The organism is Pseudalkalibacillus sp. Hm43, assembly GCF_054170705.1.
Map to the genome: position 1 here is coordinate 382533 of NZ_CM135129.1, position 19036 is coordinate 401568.

The 19036-nt window shown below is 44.0% G+C and carries 18 protein-coding genes; 16 read left to right on the top strand and 2 right to left on the bottom strand.

Annotation, left to right across the window (positions count from 1 at the left end; all coding sequences use genetic code 11):
- From panB to ACXQIQ_RS02095, 13 genes are all read left to right on the top strand, one after another.
- Positions 1–837 (top strand): 3-methyl-2-oxobutanoate hydroxymethyltransferase, encoded by an 837-nt coding sequence (gene panB, locus ACXQIQ_RS02035; RefSeq protein ID WP_439300390.1) that lies wholly within the window; start codon positions 1–3, stop codon positions 835–837.
- Positions 834–1682: a pantoate--beta-alanine ligase gene (panC, locus tag ACXQIQ_RS02040; protein WP_439300389.1), complete on the top strand. Its 849-nt coding sequence runs from the start codon at positions 834–836 to the stop codon at positions 1680–1682. Before panB ends, panC begins: the two co-directional genes overlap by 4 nt.
- Before the next feature lie 16 nt (positions 1683–1698).
- Entirely contained in the window at positions 1699–2082 is a 384-nt protein-coding gene (panD, locus tag ACXQIQ_RS02045; RefSeq protein ID WP_439300388.1) for an aspartate 1-decarboxylase, read from the top strand.
- Positions 2083–2254: 172 nt separating this feature from the next.
- On the top strand, positions 2255–5053 hold the full coding sequence (gene dinG, locus ACXQIQ_RS02050) for an ATP-dependent DNA helicase DinG (protein ID WP_439300387.1): 2799 nt from the start codon (positions 2255–2257) through the stop codon (positions 5051–5053).
- Between the two features lie 60 nt (positions 5054–5113).
- Positions 5114–6025: a ComEC/Rec2 family competence protein gene (locus tag ACXQIQ_RS02055; protein WP_439300386.1), complete on the top strand. Its 912-nt coding sequence runs from the start codon at positions 5114–5116 to the stop codon at positions 6023–6025.
- Between the two features lie 214 nt (positions 6026–6239).
- A complete protein-coding gene (locus tag ACXQIQ_RS02060) occupies positions 6240–6410 on the top strand; it encodes a YpmA family protein (RefSeq protein ID WP_226549355.1) in 171 nt (56 codons plus the stop codon).
- Between the two features lie 8 nt (positions 6411–6418).
- Positions 6419–6916 carry a hypothetical protein gene (locus tag ACXQIQ_RS02065; protein WP_439300385.1) on the top strand — a complete coding sequence of 166 codons (498 nt, stop codon included), beginning with the start codon at positions 6419–6421 and terminating at the stop codon, positions 6914–6916.
- A gap of 34 nt (positions 6917–6950) precedes the next feature.
- The gene (locus ACXQIQ_RS02070; RefSeq protein ID WP_439300384.1) at positions 6951–8135 is read left to right on the top strand and encodes a pyridoxal phosphate-dependent aminotransferase; all 1185 of its coding nucleotides are present in this window, start codon (positions 6951–6953) and stop codon (positions 8133–8135) included.
- 103 nt (positions 8136–8238) lie between these two features.
- Positions 8239–9531: an asparagine--tRNA ligase gene (asnS, locus tag ACXQIQ_RS02075; RefSeq protein WP_439300383.1), complete on the top strand. Its 1293-nt coding sequence runs from the start codon at positions 8239–8241 to the stop codon at positions 9529–9531.
- A gap of 341 nt (positions 9532–9872) precedes the next feature.
- The gene (locus ACXQIQ_RS02080) at positions 9873–10586 is read left to right on the top strand and encodes a DnaD domain-containing protein (protein WP_439300382.1); all 714 of its coding nucleotides are present in this window, start codon (positions 9873–9875) and stop codon (positions 10584–10586) included.
- Between the two features lie 18 nt (positions 10587–10604).
- Entirely contained in the window at positions 10605–11264 is a 660-nt protein-coding gene (nth, locus tag ACXQIQ_RS02085; RefSeq protein ID WP_439300381.1) for an endonuclease III, read from the top strand.
- Positions 11257–11781, top strand: a complete 525-nt coding sequence (locus ACXQIQ_RS02090; protein ID WP_439300380.1) for a YpoC family protein — start codon at positions 11257–11259, stop codon at positions 11779–11781. Before nth ends, ACXQIQ_RS02090 begins: the two co-directional genes overlap by 8 nt.
- Positions 11782–11826: 45 nt before the next feature.
- Complete coding sequence (locus ACXQIQ_RS02095; RefSeq protein ID WP_439300379.1) at positions 11827–13098, top strand: glycosyl hydrolase family 18 protein; 1272 nt, start codon at positions 11827–11829, stop codon at positions 13096–13098.
- Positions 13099–13195: 97 nt separating this feature from the next.
- On the opposite strand, the gene ACXQIQ_RS02100 is transcribed toward ACXQIQ_RS02095, so the two are convergent.
- Positions 13196–15802 carry a PBP1A family penicillin-binding protein gene (locus tag ACXQIQ_RS02100; RefSeq protein ID WP_439300378.1) on the bottom strand — a complete coding sequence of 869 codons (2607 nt, stop codon included), beginning with the start codon at positions 15800–15802 and terminating at the stop codon, positions 13196–13198.
- A gap of 70 nt (positions 15803–15872) precedes the next feature.
- Positions 15873–16493 carry a Holliday junction resolvase RecU gene (gene recU, locus ACXQIQ_RS02105; RefSeq protein WP_439300377.1) on the bottom strand — a complete coding sequence of 207 codons (621 nt, stop codon included), beginning with the start codon at positions 16491–16493 and terminating at the stop codon, positions 15873–15875.
- Positions 16494–16691: 198 nt separating this feature from the next.
- Between recU and ACXQIQ_RS02110 the strand changes: the two genes are divergently transcribed.
- The 3 genes from ACXQIQ_RS02110 to ACXQIQ_RS02120 all read left to right on the top strand — a co-directional run bounded on the left by ACXQIQ_RS02110 (position 16692) and on the right by ACXQIQ_RS02120 (position 19017).
- On the top strand, positions 16692–17699 hold the full coding sequence (locus ACXQIQ_RS02110) for a DUF2515 family protein (RefSeq protein WP_439300376.1): 1008 nt from the start codon (positions 16692–16694) through the stop codon (positions 17697–17699).
- Between the two features lie 345 nt (positions 17700–18044).
- On the top strand, positions 18045–18584 hold the full coding sequence (locus ACXQIQ_RS02115) for a MerR family transcriptional regulator (protein ID WP_439300375.1): 540 nt from the start codon (positions 18045–18047) through the stop codon (positions 18582–18584).
- A gap of 64 nt (positions 18585–18648) precedes the next feature.
- Positions 18649–19017 (top strand): YppE family protein, encoded by a 369-nt coding sequence (locus tag ACXQIQ_RS02120; protein WP_439300374.1) that lies wholly within the window; start codon positions 18649–18651, stop codon positions 19015–19017.
- The last annotated feature ends 19 nt before the right edge of the window (positions 19018–19036 follow it).

Sequence of the window (19036 nt, forward strand, 5' to 3'; positions counted from 1 at the left end):
ATGAAACAGACGGTTGATTTTAAAAAAATGAAGGAGAATGGCGAATCCGTTGTCATGCTCACCAGTTATGATTATCCTTCCGCTAAGATTGCTGAGGAAGCAGGGGTCGATATGATTCTTGTCGGTGATTCACTTGGCATGGTCGTACTCGGTTATGAATCGACGATCCCCGTTACGATGGCAGATATGATCCATCACACGAAAGCGGTCAAAAGAGGTGCAAGGAACACGTTTGTGGTCACGGATATGCCTTTCATGAGCTATCATGCCTCCATTCAGGATGCAATGATCAATGGGGCGAAGTTGATGCAAGAAGCTTCAGCTGATGCCGTGAAAGTCGAGGGAGCAGGAGAGGTTCTTACTGTCATCGAACGTTTGACACAAGCAGGTGTTCCTGTTGTCGGGCATCTAGGCTTGACACCGCAATCGGTTGCTGTTCTTGGTGGATATAAAGTCCAAGGGAAAGATGCAGCAGATGCACAGAAATTGATACAGGATGCAAAAGCGGTAGAAGAAGCGGGAGCCTTCGCTCTCGTCCTCGAATGTGTGCCGAGACAACTTGCTGAAACGATCAGTGCAGAACTGACCATACCGACAATCGGGATTGGTGCTGGACCTGGTACAGATGGTCAGGTGCTCGTTTATCATGACTTGGTCGGCTATGGGTCCCATAGAATTCCGAAATTCGTCAAACAATATACGAATGTCTCCGGACAGATAGAGGATGCGATCCGTTCATATGTTGATGAGGTAAGATCGCATAAATTTCCTGAAGAGAAACATAGTTTCACGATGAAAGAAGAACAGCTTGCTTCATTGTACGGAGGGAAAGTATGAAGGTGATCCGCCACATCTACGAGATGCAACACTTCATCAAGGAGCGGAAACGACGAGGCGATACCATCGGATTCGTTCCAACGATGGGCTTTTTGCATGAAGGTCATGTTTCCTTGATCGAGAAGGCACGGGAAGAATGCGACACTGTCGTGACCAGTATCTTCGTGAATCCTCTCCAATTCGGTCCGAATGAGGATTTCGACCGTTACCCAAGAGACTTTGAACGTGATGAAAGACTCGCGAGGGAGCGCGGCACGGACGTTTTGTTCTATCCTTCAGTGGAAGATATGTACCCTGATGGTGCAGGCGTCCAGATGAAAGTCACAGAACGTACGAACGTATTATGCGGTGAAAAAAGACCCGGTCACTTCGATGGTGTCGTAACCGTTTTGACGAAGCTGTTCCACATCATACAGGCTGATCGAGCCTATTTCGGATTGAAGGACGCCCAACAAGTCGCTGTCGTCAATGATTTGATCGACTCGTACTTCTTCCCGGTAGAATTGGTCGCATGCCCGACCGTTCGTGAAGAAGATGGACTTGCGAAAAGCTCCAGGAATGTCTATTTGAAGGACCACGAACGTTTTGAGGCTCCAAAGCTTTATCAGCAACTGCTCAGAGCCAAAGAGCAGGTACAGACAGGAAAAGCACTTAAAGATGTCCGTCAAGAAATGATTTCTGTATTGGAGGATATTCCATACGGAGAGACGGACTATGTTGAAATCCTATCATACCCTCAATTACAGACGGTGGAGACGTTCGACCGTAAGTTGATCATCGCACTGGCCTATCGTTTCGAAAACGCACGATTGATCGATAATATCATAATAGAAGAAAAGCTTTGAAAGGGGAAAGACAACCATGTTTCGCACGATGATGAAAGGGAAGATCCATAGAGCAAGAGTGACAGAAGCGAATTTGAATTATGTAGGGAGCATCACAATCGACGAGGATATTCTGGATGAAGTCGATATGCTTCCGAACGAGAAAGTACAGATTGTCAACAACAATAACGGTGCACGATTTGAAACATACATCATACCGGGTGAACGAGGAAGTGGGACCATTTGTTTGAATGGAGCAGCCGCTCGACTCGTACAAGAAGGAGACGTCGTCATCATCCTCAACTACACGATGATGACAGAAGAAGAAGCACGGAAGCATCAACCTACCGTAGCCATCATGGATGAACATAATCGTATTATAGAAAAGATCACAGCTGAACCTGCTTCGACTGTGCTTTAATACTTGGAATCGGCCCGATCTGCGGGCCGATTTTTTTATGAGATCAAGGTGGTTTCTCAGACGAGATGGACACTCTTCATTGCACAAATAGTACGGGAAGCGTAGAATAAAGTGAGAGGTTTGGAAAGCTTGGCCGGATTGCCAGCTTTTCTTTTTTTGAGGTGAACGAACAATGAACAACCGTTATGTTGTATTAGACCTGGAAACGACGGGACATTCCCCTAAAAATAAAGATCGGATCATACAAATCGGCTTAGTCGTCGTAGAAAAGGATACCATTGTCGAGCGGTTCTCGACATATGTCAATCCTGCGATGGCCATTCCGACATTCATCACGTCTCTGACCGGGATCGACCAGGCGATGGTTGAAGACGCTCCTATGTTCGAAGATGTTGCGCCACGTCTTCTCCAGCTATTGGATGGGGCTTGTTTGGTTGCACACAATATCAAGTTCGACCTCGGATTTTTGAATGCGGAATTGGAAAAGGCCGGGTATTTCGAATGGAGAGGCATGATTCTCGATACCGTAGAGCTTTCAAGGATCATGATGCCAAACCTAGACTCCTATAAGCTTACACAGCTGTCAGAAGCACTCTCATTGGCTCACGAGAACCCACACCAGGCGGATAGTGATGCAGAGGCAACGGGCTTTTTGCTCATTGAATTGTTGAAGCGGTTGAGCGGTCTTCCATTATTGACGATGCAGAGACTACTTCCTCTCGTCAAAGGGATGCACAGCGATATTGCAGACCTAGTACAGGCAGAAATCGATCGGAAAATGATTCAATTGGAAGAAGAGGAGCCTGCGCTGGAAACCTATCGGCAGCTCGTTTTACGTAAATTGCTTGAGACTGAGCAAGATGAGGATCCTATCGACGAGAATCTTACTCATCAACAAATCGAGGAACAGCTTGAAAAGACTTTGCCCAATTATGAAAAGCGGACAGGTCAAGTGGAAATGATGGATGTAGTCGAACAGTCGCTGACCAATGGACAACATGCTTTGATTGAGGCTGGAACAGGGATCGGTAAGTCTCTAGGTTATCTGATTCCAGGCTTGTTGAACGCAAAAAAGACAGGAAGACCTCTGGTAGTCAGTACACATACGATTCAGCTGCAAGAACAGCTGCTGGACAGGGATATTCCATTGCTGCAGAAGATGGTGCCGTTTGATTTCAAGGCGACTGTCTTGAAAGGACGAAACCACTATTTGTGTTTAAGGAAGTTCGAGCAGCAACTCGATCAGATTTATGACAACAATTATGACGTTCTTCTCGCAAAAGCACAGTTGCTCGTATGGTTGACGACGACAGACGAAGGAGACATCGAAGAGCTGAATCTTCCGTCTGGTGGTCAGTTGTTCTGGCATCAAGTGAAAAGTGATGCCAATTCATGTCTGAACCACAAATGCCCCTGGTTTTCACGGTGCTTTTACCATCGTTCGAAAAGGGAAGCCTATGACGCCGACATCATCATTACGAACCATGCATTGCTTTTTACGGACCTGGTCAACGATCACTCGTTGATTCCTGCTTACCAGGAAGCGGTCATCGATGAGGCGCATCATCTGGATGATGTAGCGAGCGACCATTTCGGATTGCAGACGGACTATTTCGCTTTTCACCGGTTGCTTGATCGGATTGGTACTTCTGAGGACTTGACTGTCAATCTGTGGTTGAAGCTAGAAGACGTCTTGAAATCAGTTGATGTCGACTTCGAAAAGTCAGACCTTCTATCTAGAATGCGGGATTTGAAGTTTGAAATCGATCAATTATTCAGCATGATCAAAACCTATGTACTTTCCAAAGGGCAGAGAAAGTCTGAAATCGGGAAGATCAACTTCCGTTTTTCCATCGATCAAGTCGATCCGACCTGGTATGCTGAATTGAAGGAAATCTTCGCAAGGTGTCAATTGCAAATCAATGATCTGATCCGGGATCTGCGCGATCTTCTCAAAAAAGCGCAAAAGCAGGAAGATCACTTGAATGTAGCTCAAAAAGGCATCCTTGTGGATTATACGGGTCTGTTGAACCGTTTGGATGAAGAACGGAACACACTCGCTCACATGCTGTTATCGTCCAATGAAGAAGAGGTCTGTTGGATTGAAACCGATTATGGTGGTGCGAAGAACGCAGTCTCCATCTTCAATCAACCCATTGATATATCAGATCGTCTGTCGGAAGATTTCTTTGGGAAGAAAAGAAGTGTGGTCCTCACATCCGCTACATTGACGATTCGGAATCGTTTCACTTTCGTGCGTAAGCGTCTCGGAATGGAAGAAGATACATTGACGGTCCAATTGCAGTCCCCATTCGATTATCAAAATCAGTCCAAAATCATGATTCCGACCGATTTGCCGATGATCAAGGACGTTTCAACGGATGATTATGCATCGACCATAGCTGCATCGATTTACCGGATTGCACATGTCACTGATGGAAGGATGCTCGTCCTGTTTACAAGCTATGACATGTTGAAGAAGACGTATCATGCGTTCAAAGAATACGCAGAACCAGAGGACTTTTCATTGATCGGACAAGGAATCGATAGTGGAAGCCGGGCTCGATTGACTAAGAATTTCAAACAATTGAATCGAGCAGTGTTATTCGGAACGAGCAGTTTTTGGGAAGGCGTCGATATCCCTGGTAATGATTTATCGTGCCTAATCATCGTACGACTTCCATTCAATCCACCGGACAACCCAGTCATGGAAGCGCGCAGCGAAAGGTTGAAGAAACAAGGAAAAAGTCCTTTCATGGAATTATCGCTTCCGCAAGCGATCATCCGTTTCAAACAAGGATTCGGGCGACTTGTACGCTCATCCTCCGACCATGGTGCAGTATTTGTATTCGATCGTCGTATCGTAACGACTAAATATGGGAATTTATTCATCAATTCTCTACCAGCAGTCCCTGTTCGACAAGGAACGATGGATCAACTGCTGGATGACCTGAATGACTTTCTCGATTAAGAATCATCGGACCGCATACACTAGGATTAAAGCACACCGTATTCTGCGGAGGGATCCATTGTGTATGCGAAACCATTGATTTTGTTCAGTCTGTTTCTGCTCATGCTGGTGTTGAGCATCATTCCGGTCAAGGATGAACCGGTTCTTTTTATGATGAATGAAACGAAAGGTAACGCCATCAAAGAGCTGAATTTGAACCTTGATTCGAAAGATGTAGCCATCTCTTTTCTTGAATTGAAAAGCGGTGAGTCCACACTCCTTCAGGATAGCACTGGGAAGAGTGGGCTCATCAACACGGGTAGTGGGCAATCAAAATCCCAATTCAAACAACAGATGAAAATCTTCAAAGTCCAACAGATTGACACGTTAGTCCTGACGAACATCGGGAAACAATTTACAGGAAATCTCGACTGGTTGCTGGAACAGAAAAAAGTCAAAACGATCGTGATTGCAGAAGACATCCGAGAGGAATTGGCTGCCAATCATGATTTGACAGACGTAGAAATCAAATCGCTCAAAAAAGGCGACCGGTTCACCATGCTGGATAAAATTCAACTGGAAGTCGCCTATATCGAGTCCAGACCTGAATACAATGTTGGCGGTCTGGCACTTGTCATGAACTATGGAGAGCATCGCTTCCTGTACATGGGGGTTTCCAATAAGGATGCAGACATGGCCATCGTGAAAAATGGACCTCTCGACATCTCCTTATTGAAGGTAGGTGGGTTCGGGCATTACTTCGGTACGAACAAAGCTCTGTTGAAACATACGAATCCACAAGTCGCCATCATTTTTAAAAGGGAAGGCTACACAGCAAGTGATGAGGTATTGAACCGTTTGGATGACCAGTGGGTAGAAGTGTTGAAGCCCTCTGAGGAAGGCATTGTGATGGTAAAATGTAATGAACATACGTACGAAATCACCCAGGTTCCATTGACGACGCCTGAAATGGCTTTCGATGATGAGAATTAAGTATTGAAAAACCAGGTGATTTCATTGAAAATATACACGTAGGACGAATATGAAAAAAGGAGGATGACGGTCGTCATCCTCTAAAAAAGGTGTAGGGAAGGAAGAATATATGGCAGCCGTTTGAGGGGCTGCTTGTTGCTTCGATATCTATATTCTGTCCTGATCGAACCCACTTATTAGTGGAAACAGGAACAACTAATGGGGTGTACTGGTAATGGAGAGTAAAATTGAGATTTTATCAACAGTCAAGGTGCAATCTTCCCCTGACTTATATAAGATTGTGGATGCATTGAACCGTACGCTGAAACATCAGGACTTGATGTTCGGACTTGCCCTTGATAAGGAAGATCAAGAAAAAATGGTATTCACGATCTATCGTACATAGGTGATGAAATGAAAAAGATAATTTATGGCGCAGGAACGTTTTTCCTCGGAACCATTATCATCGGAGCATCTTATTATTATTATGTGTGGAATGAACATGGTGACGAGCAAAATGGAAGTATCGCATTCGCAAAAGAAAAATATGAATTGACGGAAGTCGAGAATACAGAACATTATTACGGATCATACGGCGCATTTGATGTCATCGAATCCAAGGTGGATGGGAAGACCCGATACATTTTTGTCCCTCTTGATAAAGAAGGCGAAACCAGGATGCTCGATGCAGATGACGGTTGGAGCAAACAGCAAGTGAAACAATATATCGAGCAGGAACTGAATCCTGATCAGATTGTATCAATCCGATTGGGTCTAGAGAAATTCAAGGAATCCTCTTCGTTTACACCGGTGTGGGAAATCGTCTACAAAAAAGATGGAAATGCTTATACATTCCATTATATCCGGTTCGAGGACGGTACATTTTTTAAAGCTTATAAAATGAAGCAATAAACCAAAAATCATTATTACTTGTGGAGGTTGAAATATGAAATTAGCGAAGCGTGTAAAAGCATTGACACCATCCAGTACGTTAGCGATCACGGCAAAAGCGAATGCCTTGAAAGCAGAAGGCCATGATGTCATCGGTCTAGGAGCAGGTGAGCCGGACTTCAACACTCCTGCACATATCATTGAAAAGGCAGAGGAAGCGATGCGCGAAGGGTTGACGAAATATACGCCTGCCGGAGGGCTCGGTGAGCTGAAGAAGAGTATCATCAATAAGATGAAAAAAGATCATCAACTTGAATATGATCCGAGTGAAGTGATTGTAACAACAGGTGCGAAACATGCCCTATACAACCTTTTTCAAGCTTTGTTGGATGAAGGGGATGAAGTCATTATACCGACTCCATACTGGGTGAGCTATCCTGAGCAAGTGAAACTTGCCGAAGGGACGCCAGTCCATATTGAAGGTAAAGAACAGAATGGATTCAAAATCACTCCGGATCAGTTGAAAGAGGCGATCAATGAAAACACGAAAGCCTTAGTGATCAATTCGCCCTCTAACCCTACAGGTGCGATCTATTCTGCTGATGAACTGAGACAGATCGGTGAGATTTGTGTGCAACACGATCTTGTCATCGTTTCGGATGAGATTTATGAGAAGCTTACGTACTTTGGTGAGCAACATACGTCCATTGCTGAACTCTCAGATGAGCTGAAGGCTCGTACGATCATCATCAACGGTGTTTCGAAATCCCATTCAATGACAGGATGGAGAATCGGTTATGCTGTAGGGGACAGGGACATCATCAAAGCGATGACGAACCTTGCGAGTCACAGCACTTCCAATCCGACTTCTATTTCACAATATGCAGCGATTGCAGCATATGACGGGCCACAAGAACCTGTAGAAGAGATGAAGCGTGCTTTTGAAGACCGTTTGAATAAAGTGTATGAAAAATTGATTCAAATCCCTGGATTCAAGTGTGAAAAGCCGAAAGGTGCGTTCTACTTGTTCCCGAATGTAACGGAAGCTGTCGAGATGACCGGTTTCGAATCTGTAGACAAATGGGTTGAGGCACTACTTGAATATGAAAAAGTGGCACTGGTTCCAGGAAGCGGATTCGGTTCTCCTGACAATGTACGTCTATCCTACGCAACATCCATGGATGTGTTGGATGAAGCGTTGGACCGCATCCGTAGCTTTATGGAGAAACATCAAAAATAAGAGCCGGTTGTTTAACGGCTCTTGTTTATGTACAATATAAAAAGCTAAATTAACAATGAAGAATCAAAAATGTTGATACATAACATTGGGTGGAGGGAATAGTGTGAAGACCACAGTAACGTTATTAAAAAACCATATTGATGAAGAAGTCACCCTTGGTGCATGGCTTGCCAATAAACGATCCAGCGGAAAAATCGCTTTCTTACAGCTTCGCGATGGGACAGGCTTTGTGCAAGGTGTCGTCGTGAAGAGTGAAGTGGATGAGTCGGTTTGGAACCTGGCAAAATCGATTACACAAGAATCCAGTTTATATGTAACTGGAACTGTACAAAAAGACGATCGTTCTCCAACAGGTGTAGAACTTGTCGTTTCCAACATCGAAGTGATTCATGAATCGGTCGATTATCCGATCACTCCAAAAGAACATGGTACAGAGTTCTTGATGGACAACCGCCATCTTTGGCTACGTTCCAAGAAACAGCATGCCATCATGCGAATCCGTAACGAAATCATCCGCGCAACTTATGAGTTTTATAATAAAGAAGGATTCGTCAAAATCGACCCGCCGATTTTGACAGGAAGCTCAGCGGAAGGTACGACAACCTTGTTCCACACGAAATATTTTGATGAAGATGCTTATCTTTCTCAAAGTGGACAACTCTATATGGAAGCAGCTGCAATGGCATTCGGACGTGTATTCTCTTTCGGACCGACATTCCGTGCTGAGAAATCGAAAACACGCCGTCATCTGATCGAGTTTTGGATGATCGAGCCTGAAATGGCGTTTGTGGAACATGAAGAAAGCCTCGAAATCCAAGAACAATATGTGTCTTACTTAGCACAATCCGTCCTTGAGAATTGTAAAATCGAGCTTCAAACACTCGGTCGTGATATCTCGATGCTAGAGAAAATCAAAGCACCATTCCCGCGTATTTCATACGATGATGCCATCAACCTTTTGAAAGAAAAAGGATTTGATGATATCGAATGGGGCGAGGATTTCGGTGCACCTCATGAAACGGCGATTGCTGAAAGCTTTGACAAGCCAGTGTTCATTACGAATTATCCGAAAGATATCAAAGCCTTCTATATGAAGCCGCATCCTGAGCGTGAAGATGTCGTTCTTTGTGCAGACTTGATTGCGCCTGAAGGTTTTGGTGAAATCATCGGTGGAAGTCAACGGATCGATGACCTCGAGCTGATGCGTAAACGTTACGAGGAACATGACCTTTCTGCTGAAGCGTATGAGTGGTACTTGCAATTGCGTCAATATGGTAGTGTACCTCACTCTGGTTTCGGTCTAGGTCTTGAGCGTACGGTGGCATGGTTATCCGGCATCGAGCACATCCGTGAGTCAATTCCATTCCCACGTCTGTTGAACCGCCTTTACCCTTAAGCAACGTACGAACGTCATTGTGATGATGAAGAAATGCCTCCTTTTGGGGGCTTTTCTTTTTTAACTAGGCTTACTGCGGAAACCGAGCATCCTTAAGCGGAAATCAAAGAATTTTTAAAGAAAACTTGGCGAGACCAAGCCTTTTGTAGGTCGAGCCTTAGTTACCCTTATACTGAAGAAAGTATTTAATACTTTCTTTAAGTGCAAGAGCAACAAAGTTTGCTATGACAGCTTATTTTAAGGTGCTTATTTTCATTCATGTTTGCCACTTATGAAAATTCCACTTTTACATCAAACATGGTTGCCCTACAGTTTGTTATAATGATGAGGAGGTGTAAGAGATGAAAAAAGAAAGCTTTATCAACTGGCTTGAAATGGGGACGATCTCCATTCCGAATGCATTATTGGTGAATTACAACAAATTAGGCTTAGATGAACAAGAAATGATGATTCTCATACATATGCACTCCTTTATCGAAGGTGGCAATTATTTTCCGACGCCAGAGGAATTGTCTGCTCGGATGTCGATTAACACCCAACAATGCATGCAACGTTTGAGGACTTGTATTCAAAAGGGATTGCTGAAGATTGAAGAACAGGACGATCATGACCAACATATCTATTCTGAAATTTATACGTTACGTCCACTATGGGAGAAATTGATCCGTGTCCTTGAAGAAGAAGAAATCGATCAACAACAAGAACGTCAGCAGCAGGATGAAATGCAGATCTATACGATCATGGAGAAGGAATTCGGTAGACCGTTATCGCCTATTGAATGTGAAACACTCTCCATGTGGCTCGATCAAGATGGACATGAACCTCCCATTATTGTCGCAGCGTTGAAAGAGGCTGTGCTTTCAGGAAAATTGAATTTCCGATACATTGATCGTATCCTTTTCGAATGGAAGAAAAATGGCATACGATCTGTAGATGAGGCAAAACAGTACGGTGAGAAATTCCGCCAACAACGTTACAAGAGGACGCCAACCCAACGGGATCAAGAAACCGAAAAGTCGGATTTCCCTTACTATAATTGGCTGGAACAATCCTAACAAAGGACGAGATAGGTTATGTTGACGAAAAAACAGATCAGAGAAGTATTGGATGAAATGGGTGAAATGTTCCCGGACGCCCATTGTGAATTGCATCATTCGAACCCATTCGAATTGACCATTGCGGTCCTGCTTTCCGCCCAATGTACAGACGCTTTAGTCAATAAAGTGACACCAGGATTGTTTGAGAAATATAAAACGCCTGAGGATTATTTGGCAGTGCCTTTGGAAGAGTTAGAACAGGATATCCGCTCGATTGGTTTGTACCGGAACAAAGCAAAGAATATCCGGAAGCTTTCAGAATTGGTGATTCATGAGTATGGAGGAGAAATACCGAAGGACCGCGATGAACTCGTGAAACTCCCGGGTGTCGGGCGAAAGACGGCCAATGTCATCGTATCCGTATCTTTCGGAGTACCTGCAATAGCGGTGGATACGCATGTAGAACGTGTCTCAAAAAGACTAGGCATTTGCAGATGGAAAGACAGTGTTTTGGAAGTGGAGAAGACATTGATGCGCAAAATTCCTGAAGAAGAATGGTCCGTCTCCCACCATCGCTTCATTTTTTTCGGTCGTTATCATTGTAAAGCCCAGAACCCGCAATGTACGGTATGTCCACTCTTGTATCTATGTAGAGAGGGACAAAAACGGATGAAGAAAGTGAAAGTGAATGTCTAAGCAAAATGTTTCGATCCCTGAGACTTTTAAGAATCCCTTATTCTTCCCAGATGGGGATTTTATTTATGATGACCAATGCAATTTAGAACAATTGGCAGCCGTACCTTTTTTGATCGACCTTCTTTATTATCAAGGGAAATTCGAACAAGAAGAGCTCAAGTATGAACAATTGGTAGGCAACCTTTTTTATCTATGGGAAAAAGAGAAAACCGAGATTGCAGATGATTTCAAACGGAGAGATCGGACTGCTGCAAGATCGAAAATGATAAAGGGGATCGGATGGTACCTATCCTTACTGCACTGGATGGATGGACGTGGTGTCGATGATTTAACGGACATTTTCCAATCCATATCGAAAGCTACGGTTCAACCTGTCAATTTGAATGAACGTCTTTCCTTTATACTTGATGCACCCGATCATTATCAATCATTCATCCAGTTGTCAGCGTTGTTTGATGAAACCGAAAAGAAATGGCATACGATAGAACGAAAAAAACAGCATACGGACAAGAATTGACAACATAGGATAATAGCATGATTACGTCGGCAGGAGGTAGGATTCATGCAAATACATGTTGTCAGACCAGGTCAATCCTTATGGGGAATCTCTCAGTTGTATGGTATACCGTGGCAGCAAATCACAGAGTTGAACGGACTTGAATATTCCGACGAGCTCGCGATTGGACAGACGCTGCTCATACCGACTCAAAACCGTTATACGGTTCAACCGGGAGATTCTTTTTTTTCAGTTTCACAAAAAACGGGCGTTTCGGTTCCTGAACTGCAAAAAGCCAATCCTCAGGTAGAAGGTTCTGTCCTTTATCCAGGTCAGGTTTTGAAGGTTCCACAAAAGCCGAAGACAACCACACTCGTGAATGCATATGCCGAACCTTACAAAGATACGATCGATAATGCGAAAACAGTCGGGGATGCACTGAGCTGGCTTGCTGTATTCAGCTATCATGTAGATGAGAAAGGGAACATCAGGCCGCTCGAAAACGATCAGCAGCTGTTGGATGTCGCCAAGGCGAACAATATGAAACCGATCATGACGATCACGAATATCAAGGAAGGTGCTGAATTCGATACGGACCTCGCTACAGCCATTCTCAAAAGCGATGAGGTTCAGAATACTCTCATCTCCAATATTGATAAGGAGATGAAAAATAAAGGCTATAAAGGTATAAACGTGGATTTCGAGTTTCTTGGCAAGGAAAACAAGGAAAGGTACAACTCATTCTTACGGAAATTAGTCAAAAAGATGAGGCCACAAGGCTATGAAGTTTCAACGGCAGTCGCACCTAAAGTGAAAGCCGATCAGAAAGGTGTCCTATATGAAGGGCATGACTACAAAGCACATGGAGAAATCGTCGATTATGTCATCATCATGACTTATGAGTGGGGATGGAGCGGGGGACCGCCTATGCCGGTAAGCCCCCTTCCGGAAGTTGAAAAAGTCCTCCAATATGCCCTTACAGAGATTCCGAAAGAAAAGATCGTGATGGGTGTCAATTTATATGGGTACGATTGGACATTACCGTATGTAGAAGGAGGGAAGTTCGCGAAAGCTTTAAGCGTCCCTCAGGCTACAAGACTCGCATATACGAAGAAAGCGGAAATCCAATACGATCAGGATTCCCAAGCCCCGTTTTATACGTATTATGATCAAGACGGGAAGGAACATATTGTTTGGTTTGAGGATTTGAGGAGCATGGCTGCCAAATTCGATCTTCTCAAAAAGCTCGGGCTGGCTGGAATGTCTTTCTGGAATCTTGCTTTTCCTTATACACCGTTGTGGCCATTGATCAAAGACCGGTTCAACGTAAAAAGGTAAATAATCTGAGCTGTTTTCAAAAACATACTTATAAGCATTTAGAAAAGAGCTCTAATAAAAAAAGGCTGACAGATGACTGTCAGCCTTTCGTATTCAATCAGGCAGATTGACGAGATTGTGTTGTTGGTGGGAGATCGATGCCGAGAGGTGAGGAATCTTCGTCACCACCGTCTCCGTCGTTACCGGATTCTCCATTTCCACCACCGGAATCACCTTCACCACCAGTATTGCCTTCTCCTTCATTACCGCCTTCTTCATTGCCTTCACCGTCGCCGTCACCTTCACCGTCTTCATCACCATCTCCATCGAGAGGAGGGAAGTCACCTTCATCTTCCTCTTCAGGCTGTGTTGTGGTCACTTGGACTGTTGCAGGATCACTTTCTTCGCCGCGTTCTTCACTTACTGCTACGACAGCGAATGTAATCGTTGCATTCGGAGAGAGATTCTCTACGACAAGTTCTGTTTCTTTTTGTTTCGTAAGTTCTTGATATCCGCTGCCATCAATGGAATACAACACTTTGAACGTTGTTCCTTTTTCAAGCAATTCTTTCGGATAAGACCATGTCAATTTTGCTTCTTGTTTCTCCTGGTTGTAATCCGCCTTCAGGTTTTGAGGAGGATCCAATTTGAAATACTCCTGAGAAACATCCGGAAGACTGGTACCACGTACGGCAAGTTCGCGTACGATTTTGTCCTTCGGTGTGAATTCACTTGCACGTTTACCGGAGTCTTCTTCCATCGCAACTTCAACTACCGATTTCGGTCGTTTCCAATCTGAGTTCTTCAAGTTTGCACTTGCTTTTTCCATTACATAATCGAAGAGGATCTTCGAGTAGTCATCCGTTTTTCCTTCAAGGTACAACGGATTGCCATCCTCATCCCGTTTACCATCGTAACCGGTCCATACGGCCATGGTCAGCTCAGAAGAGTACCCAGCGAACCATGCATCCTTCGTCTTATCCTTGAATTCAGCACCATCATCTGCACTGAAGTTGGTCGTTCCCGTCTTACCTGCGACAGGGAAGCTCAAGTTGACTTCATTACGAGCGGTTCCTTTCGTAATGACATCCTTCAGCATATCTGTCACCATGTATGCTGTATAGTCCTCCATGACAGGTTGAGGATCTGCCTCATGTTTGATTTCACGCCCGTCTGGGAACTTGATTTTTGTAACTGTATAAGGTTTGTTATAGACGCCTTCATTACCGAATGCGGCATATGCGCCCGCAAGTTCCATTGGAGTTGGACTCTTACGGAATCCGCCGATTGCATATGAAGGGCTGTAATGCTTATCTTCAACTTCGATTCCGAGTTTCGCTGCGAAATCTTTCGCTTTATCTGCACCGACTTCTTGCCAAGTACGAATCGCTGGTAAGTTGTAGGATTTGTATAAGGCTTTACGGATAGACATGTCACCATGGTGCTTATCATCATAGTTGTGGAATTCATGTCCGTTGATGACGAGTTTGTCATCACTTACTTGCTTGTATGTTGGCCACTGTAAATGTTCGATCGCTGGTCCATAATCTAGGATCGGCTTGATCGTTGAACCGGGTTGTCTTGTATCCATTTGCGTGGCGTAGAAAGCACTGGACGTACTTTTTCGACCGCTTCCGATCGCACGAACTGCCCCGGTTTTCGTATCGGTCACGACGAGACCACCCTGAAGATTTTCTTCTTTGATGATGTTCGTCGTATAAAGAGCTTCTTCTACAGCTTTTTGGGCAGTCGGATCCAGGGTCGTATAGATTTCAAGACCGGATGTGTACACTTGACTTGTGTCCTCGAATCCTGCCATTTTTGCAGCTTCTTTTACAACTTGCGCTTTAAAGGTCTCATAGGAATCCTTCTTAGATTCGATTTCTTTCTTGTCTACATACTCTGACACTTTCATCGCTTTCGCTTTATCGGCTTCTTCTTTCGTAATGAAGCCGTATTTCTCCATCTGGCTTAAAACGACATTACGTCGTTCTTCAGCACGCTCAGGATGTTCGTCAGGTGCATAGTAGGAAGGTGCTTTCGGAAGCCCTGCCAGTAAGGCTGCTTCATGGAGTTCAAGGTCCTGTATGTCTTTTCCGAAATACGTCTTTGCAGCAGTGGCGACTCCATACGCCTGGCTACCATAATAGATCTTATTGAGATACATTTCGAAAATCTGATCTTTTGAATAACGTTGTTCCAATTTGATCGCAAGGTATGCTTCTTTGATTTTACGGGTCATCTTCTTATCACTCGTCAAAAGGGTGTTTTTGATGACCTGTTGTGTGATGGTACTTCCACCTTCAGAACCGAAGCCACTAGTGACGTTGGCAATCGCTGCGCCACCGATCCGGCGGATATCGATTCCGAAATGGTCATAGAACCGGACGTCTTCCGTAGCAATGACAGCATCCCTCATCACTTGTGGAATTTCGTCAAACCCTGCCTTGATCCGTTTTTCATCGCTCGAGATCATACTGAATTCATTGCCTTCCTTATCAAAAAGCTTAGAAGAGACGGGTGTCTCTAGTTCTTTAGGATCCAATTCAGGTGCCTGACTTATCACGGCGAATACTACAATCGCACCAGCAGTGATTCCAATCAACCCGAAAATGAGAAGGAGGGCAGTCACCTTTTTCATGACGCTTTTATTCGGTTTTTTCGATTTCTTATTAGAAGACGTTTGTTTTCGTCTCTGTTGTCGAGAGTTATAATTGTCACTCATCGTTGTTCCTACCTTTCTAAACAGTACCTAACGTAATAACATTCGAATCGAACAAATGGTTTATTACCCTTCAATCGTCAAGGAAAAACAATTGATCGATGATTTTCAAATAATCGATTCTTGGATTGAGACCTAGTTGGATCGGATGTCCATTTTCTTCAAAGTACGTTTTCGGAATCGATTTCCGTCCACCTGTAAATTGCTCGTCCCAGAAATGAAATAAATGTGATGAATCCAAATAGTATACTTCCTGTGTCGATTTGAATCGCACGAGGATAAATGAAATCCCTTCCTGGCCGATCACTTGTTTCATATGATCGATCTGGTGTTGGTGGAAATTCGTCAATGGAAAGGACGTTTTATTCCGTGTTTCTTTCGCTTCAAAATCGATGTATTTTCCTTTATAGACGCCATTGTAGTCTGTCGTGGAGGGTTGCTTGAAATAAGCCTCCTTGATTACCGCCGCACTCCGTTTCGGATAGTCGACGGAAACGATCTGGACTGGAGTCGGTTTTTTGTGAATAACAGACTTGCCGGTCTGCAAATAATAGTCATTGGAATGGTTGATATCCTCTTCAAAAGTCATACCTCTGTTCGCATAAGAACGATCCGGTTGTTTCCCTTTTGAGTTTTGCCTTACCGGTCGTTGAATGGATACGGTAGACTTACGATTCGGATAACGAAAGTCCAAATAAGCCACCTTCCTTTCACAACATGAAATGGATTATAACATTCTAGACGAAATAAAAGTAAAATGGTTTCATGCTGTAACGGATGTTTGTCCATCATCCTTTCAGTATACATGTATAAAAATATACCATATTTATAGTGAATGTCGAGTAAGATCACACATTTAAACGAACGGATGTTTGTAAATGGAGGGAATGAAATGAGTCTGGATACGGTTCTGAAACAGAGACAACATACGAAATTGACAGACTCTGAAGTCGCCCTCGTTACACAGATCAACAAACAGATCGAAAAGATGAATGTCGATAATATATCTCGGACGAAAGCTTATCAAGATTTCTACTTCCGTAATCGAGAAATCTTATGGTCTTTCCTTGCCAGTATGGTGTCTCGTAATGCAGGGTGGAACATGGTCGATCTCCATCTGAAAGAATACAGGCAAATGCTGACTCCAAATGCACGACGATCGATCTTCTATACATATGAACGTGCCAATTGGCTCATCTTCTCGGATGCCTATCCTCAATTGCTTGTTTATGAAGCTTCTAAAAATGCCCGTCGTCCGCTTTTTTACCTGCTCAAGGAATGGAAGGTTTCCGCTTTTATGGAATTGGAGTGGAATCGTTTCTGGCAGGAACAAGATCATGGCAGGATCGATATTGCGCTTATCATCAATGAACAGAACCTGATTCAACACCCCGTCCTGGAACATCCTGAATATCGGAAGGGCGTTTTTTCAACATTGCCTTTCTGGCTTCAAGAACGCTTTCATTTCAGTACGGTTCTATTTCCGACATTAGAAGGGGACTTATTCGGAATATCGGTTTATGGATTCAAGAAGTTGAATAAACGGATCAATGTCGGAAAAAAGCTCCTACAAATCCTATCGAATCCTGCTTATCAAGAGCGATTTGAAACATTCGCCTTGCAAACCGAACCGACTGGAGCAAGAAATGATTATGAACGTTATCTGTCACAAAATCCACGGACGGATCATCGGTCGATCCTCAGGATGGTATATCCAATTATCCGACATGAGCGGCACGATTTTTCGGATTGGTCTTTGAACCATCCGAAAGTTGAACCGTTCTTCCGGGAAGTGAGACTACCGAAGCAGATCCATCTGAATGATTGGTACGAACATAAACGAATGGAGTTATCCCTACTTGCAAAAGTTAAGAGCCACCTCATCAAGAAAAGAGGATGACACGAGTCACGTCACCCCCTGAATGAAATGTTTAAGTGGAAGGGCGGTTCGGTCCTTCTAGTTTCTTATCTCCATAACCTGTCCGTGTTTCTTCTTGAGCTTTCTTCTGCTCTTCTTTAACAGGACCACGTCTTTTTGTCATGATGCGTCACCTCCTAGTGTTAGTATGGTATTCCATACATCATCTATTCAAAAATCAAAAGTGGACAACTGCTGTCGAATCCGTGTCCTCCTAGTGAAAATCCACTTTCTTTGCCGAACGGATACTACTTTTGTCATGCCTGAAGGGGAAGGAAGGTAGGCTCTAGAATAGTAACGGTACCATTATTTCGGGAGGTCCGTACTATGGAAAGATTGGTGAAAACGAAAGTCGTTTCCAGGAAGCTGAATGTCAACCCGACCACCATTCAACGCTGGGTAAAGTATTTCGATATCCCGTGCCCGAAGAACGATCATGGACATTATCTGTTTCGACCTGAGGATATCGAACGGTTGGAAGAAATACAGGACATGCTGCAGCAAGGTTTGCAAATGAGCGACATCAAGCAACAGGAAGAGAAAGGGATCGAAGTAGTGCAACCGAAAAAAGGCAATGCACTGAAGGAAATGGATGCATGCTTCCAACAGCTGCAGGGGCAGTTGGACCAGCTGGAGTCGAAGGTATCACAAAAAGCGGATGAAGTCCTTTCATACCAGGTTCTGCAACATCGTAAGGATATGGATCAGATGTCGACGAAACTGACTGAATTGGAAGAGAAGATGCTCGTATTGGAAGAGCAGCTCCTATTACAAGTGACGGCTACGAATGAAATCAGAACGGAATTCAATCCGACGGTGATCAAACCGAAAAAACGGAACTGGCTGATCAGCCTTTTCACCTTGTAGACAGCATTCGATCGATGGCTTTTATCGACCTCGTTTGATAGGATAGATTCAGCGAGGTGAAAGCATGGACAATAACCATCAAAAATTGAAAGAGCTGACGGTCCGTCTGCGGTCTTTGAACGATCAGGCTCATGCACAATATATCGAAAAGACGACGAAAGATGGGTATGAAGTGGATTTTTACGGAGAAGTGAAGCCTTTTGCGGATGAAGTACAGGAACTGGCTGATCAATGGAAGCCACTTGCGACGAATTGGGCGATTGAAGAGAAGCCGAAGTATGTGTATCCGATTCAAATCAAAGACACACATGAAAACATGACGATCGTCGCCGTTCAAGCTTTCCAGAAGGATACGAGGGAAAAGCGATTCATTGCGATGACGAAATCGATCGAGTACATTTTGAAATCGATCGATGAACAAATCGAAACGTGAGAGGCTGATCTCATCGGAT

Bases quoted from the DNA above. Each gene is read 5' to 3' on its own strand.
- panB (WP_439300390.1), top strand. From the start codon at position 1: ATGAAACAGACGGTTGATTTTAAAAAAATGAAGGAGAATGGCGAATCC.
- panC (WP_439300389.1), top strand. From the start codon at position 834: ATGAAGGTGATCCGCCACATCTACGAGATGCAACACTTCATCAAGGAG.
- panD (WP_439300388.1), top strand. From the start codon at position 1,699: ATGTTTCGCACGATGATGAAAGGGAAGATCCATAGAGCAAGAGTGACA.
- dinG (WP_439300387.1), top strand. From the start codon at position 2,255: ATGAACAACCGTTATGTTGTATTAGACCTGGAAACGACGGGACATTCC.
- ACXQIQ_RS02060 (WP_226549355.1), top strand. From the start codon at position 6,240: ATGGAGAGTAAAATTGAGATTTTATCAACAGTCAAGGTGCAATCTTCC.
- ACXQIQ_RS02065 (WP_439300385.1), top strand. From the start codon at position 6,419: ATGAAAAAGATAATTTATGGCGCAGGAACGTTTTTCCTCGGAACCATT.
- ACXQIQ_RS02070 (WP_439300384.1), top strand. From the start codon at position 6,951: ATGAAATTAGCGAAGCGTGTAAAAGCATTGACACCATCCAGTACGTTA.
- ACXQIQ_RS02080 (WP_439300382.1), top strand. From the start codon at position 9,873: ATGAAAAAAGAAAGCTTTATCAACTGGCTTGAAATGGGGACGATCTCC.
- nth (WP_439300381.1), top strand. From the start codon at position 10,605: ATGTTGACGAAAAAACAGATCAGAGAAGTATTGGATGAAATGGGTGAA.
- ACXQIQ_RS02090 (WP_439300380.1), top strand. From the start codon at position 11,257: ATGTCTAAGCAAAATGTTTCGATCCCTGAGACTTTTAAGAATCCCTTA.
- ACXQIQ_RS02095 (WP_439300379.1), top strand. From the start codon at position 11,827: ATGCAAATACATGTTGTCAGACCAGGTCAATCCTTATGGGGAATCTCT.
- ACXQIQ_RS02100 (WP_439300378.1), bottom strand. From the start codon at position 15,802: ATGAGTGACAATTATAACTCTCGACAACAGAGACGAAAACAAACGTCT.
- ACXQIQ_RS02110 (WP_439300376.1), top strand. From the start codon at position 16,692: ATGAGTCTGGATACGGTTCTGAAACAGAGACAACATACGAAATTGACA.
- ACXQIQ_RS02115 (WP_439300375.1), top strand. From the start codon at position 18,045: ATGGAAAGATTGGTGAAAACGAAAGTCGTTTCCAGGAAGCTGAATGTC.
- ACXQIQ_RS02120 (WP_439300374.1), top strand. From the start codon at position 18,649: ATGGACAATAACCATCAAAAATTGAAAGAGCTGACGGTCCGTCTGCGG.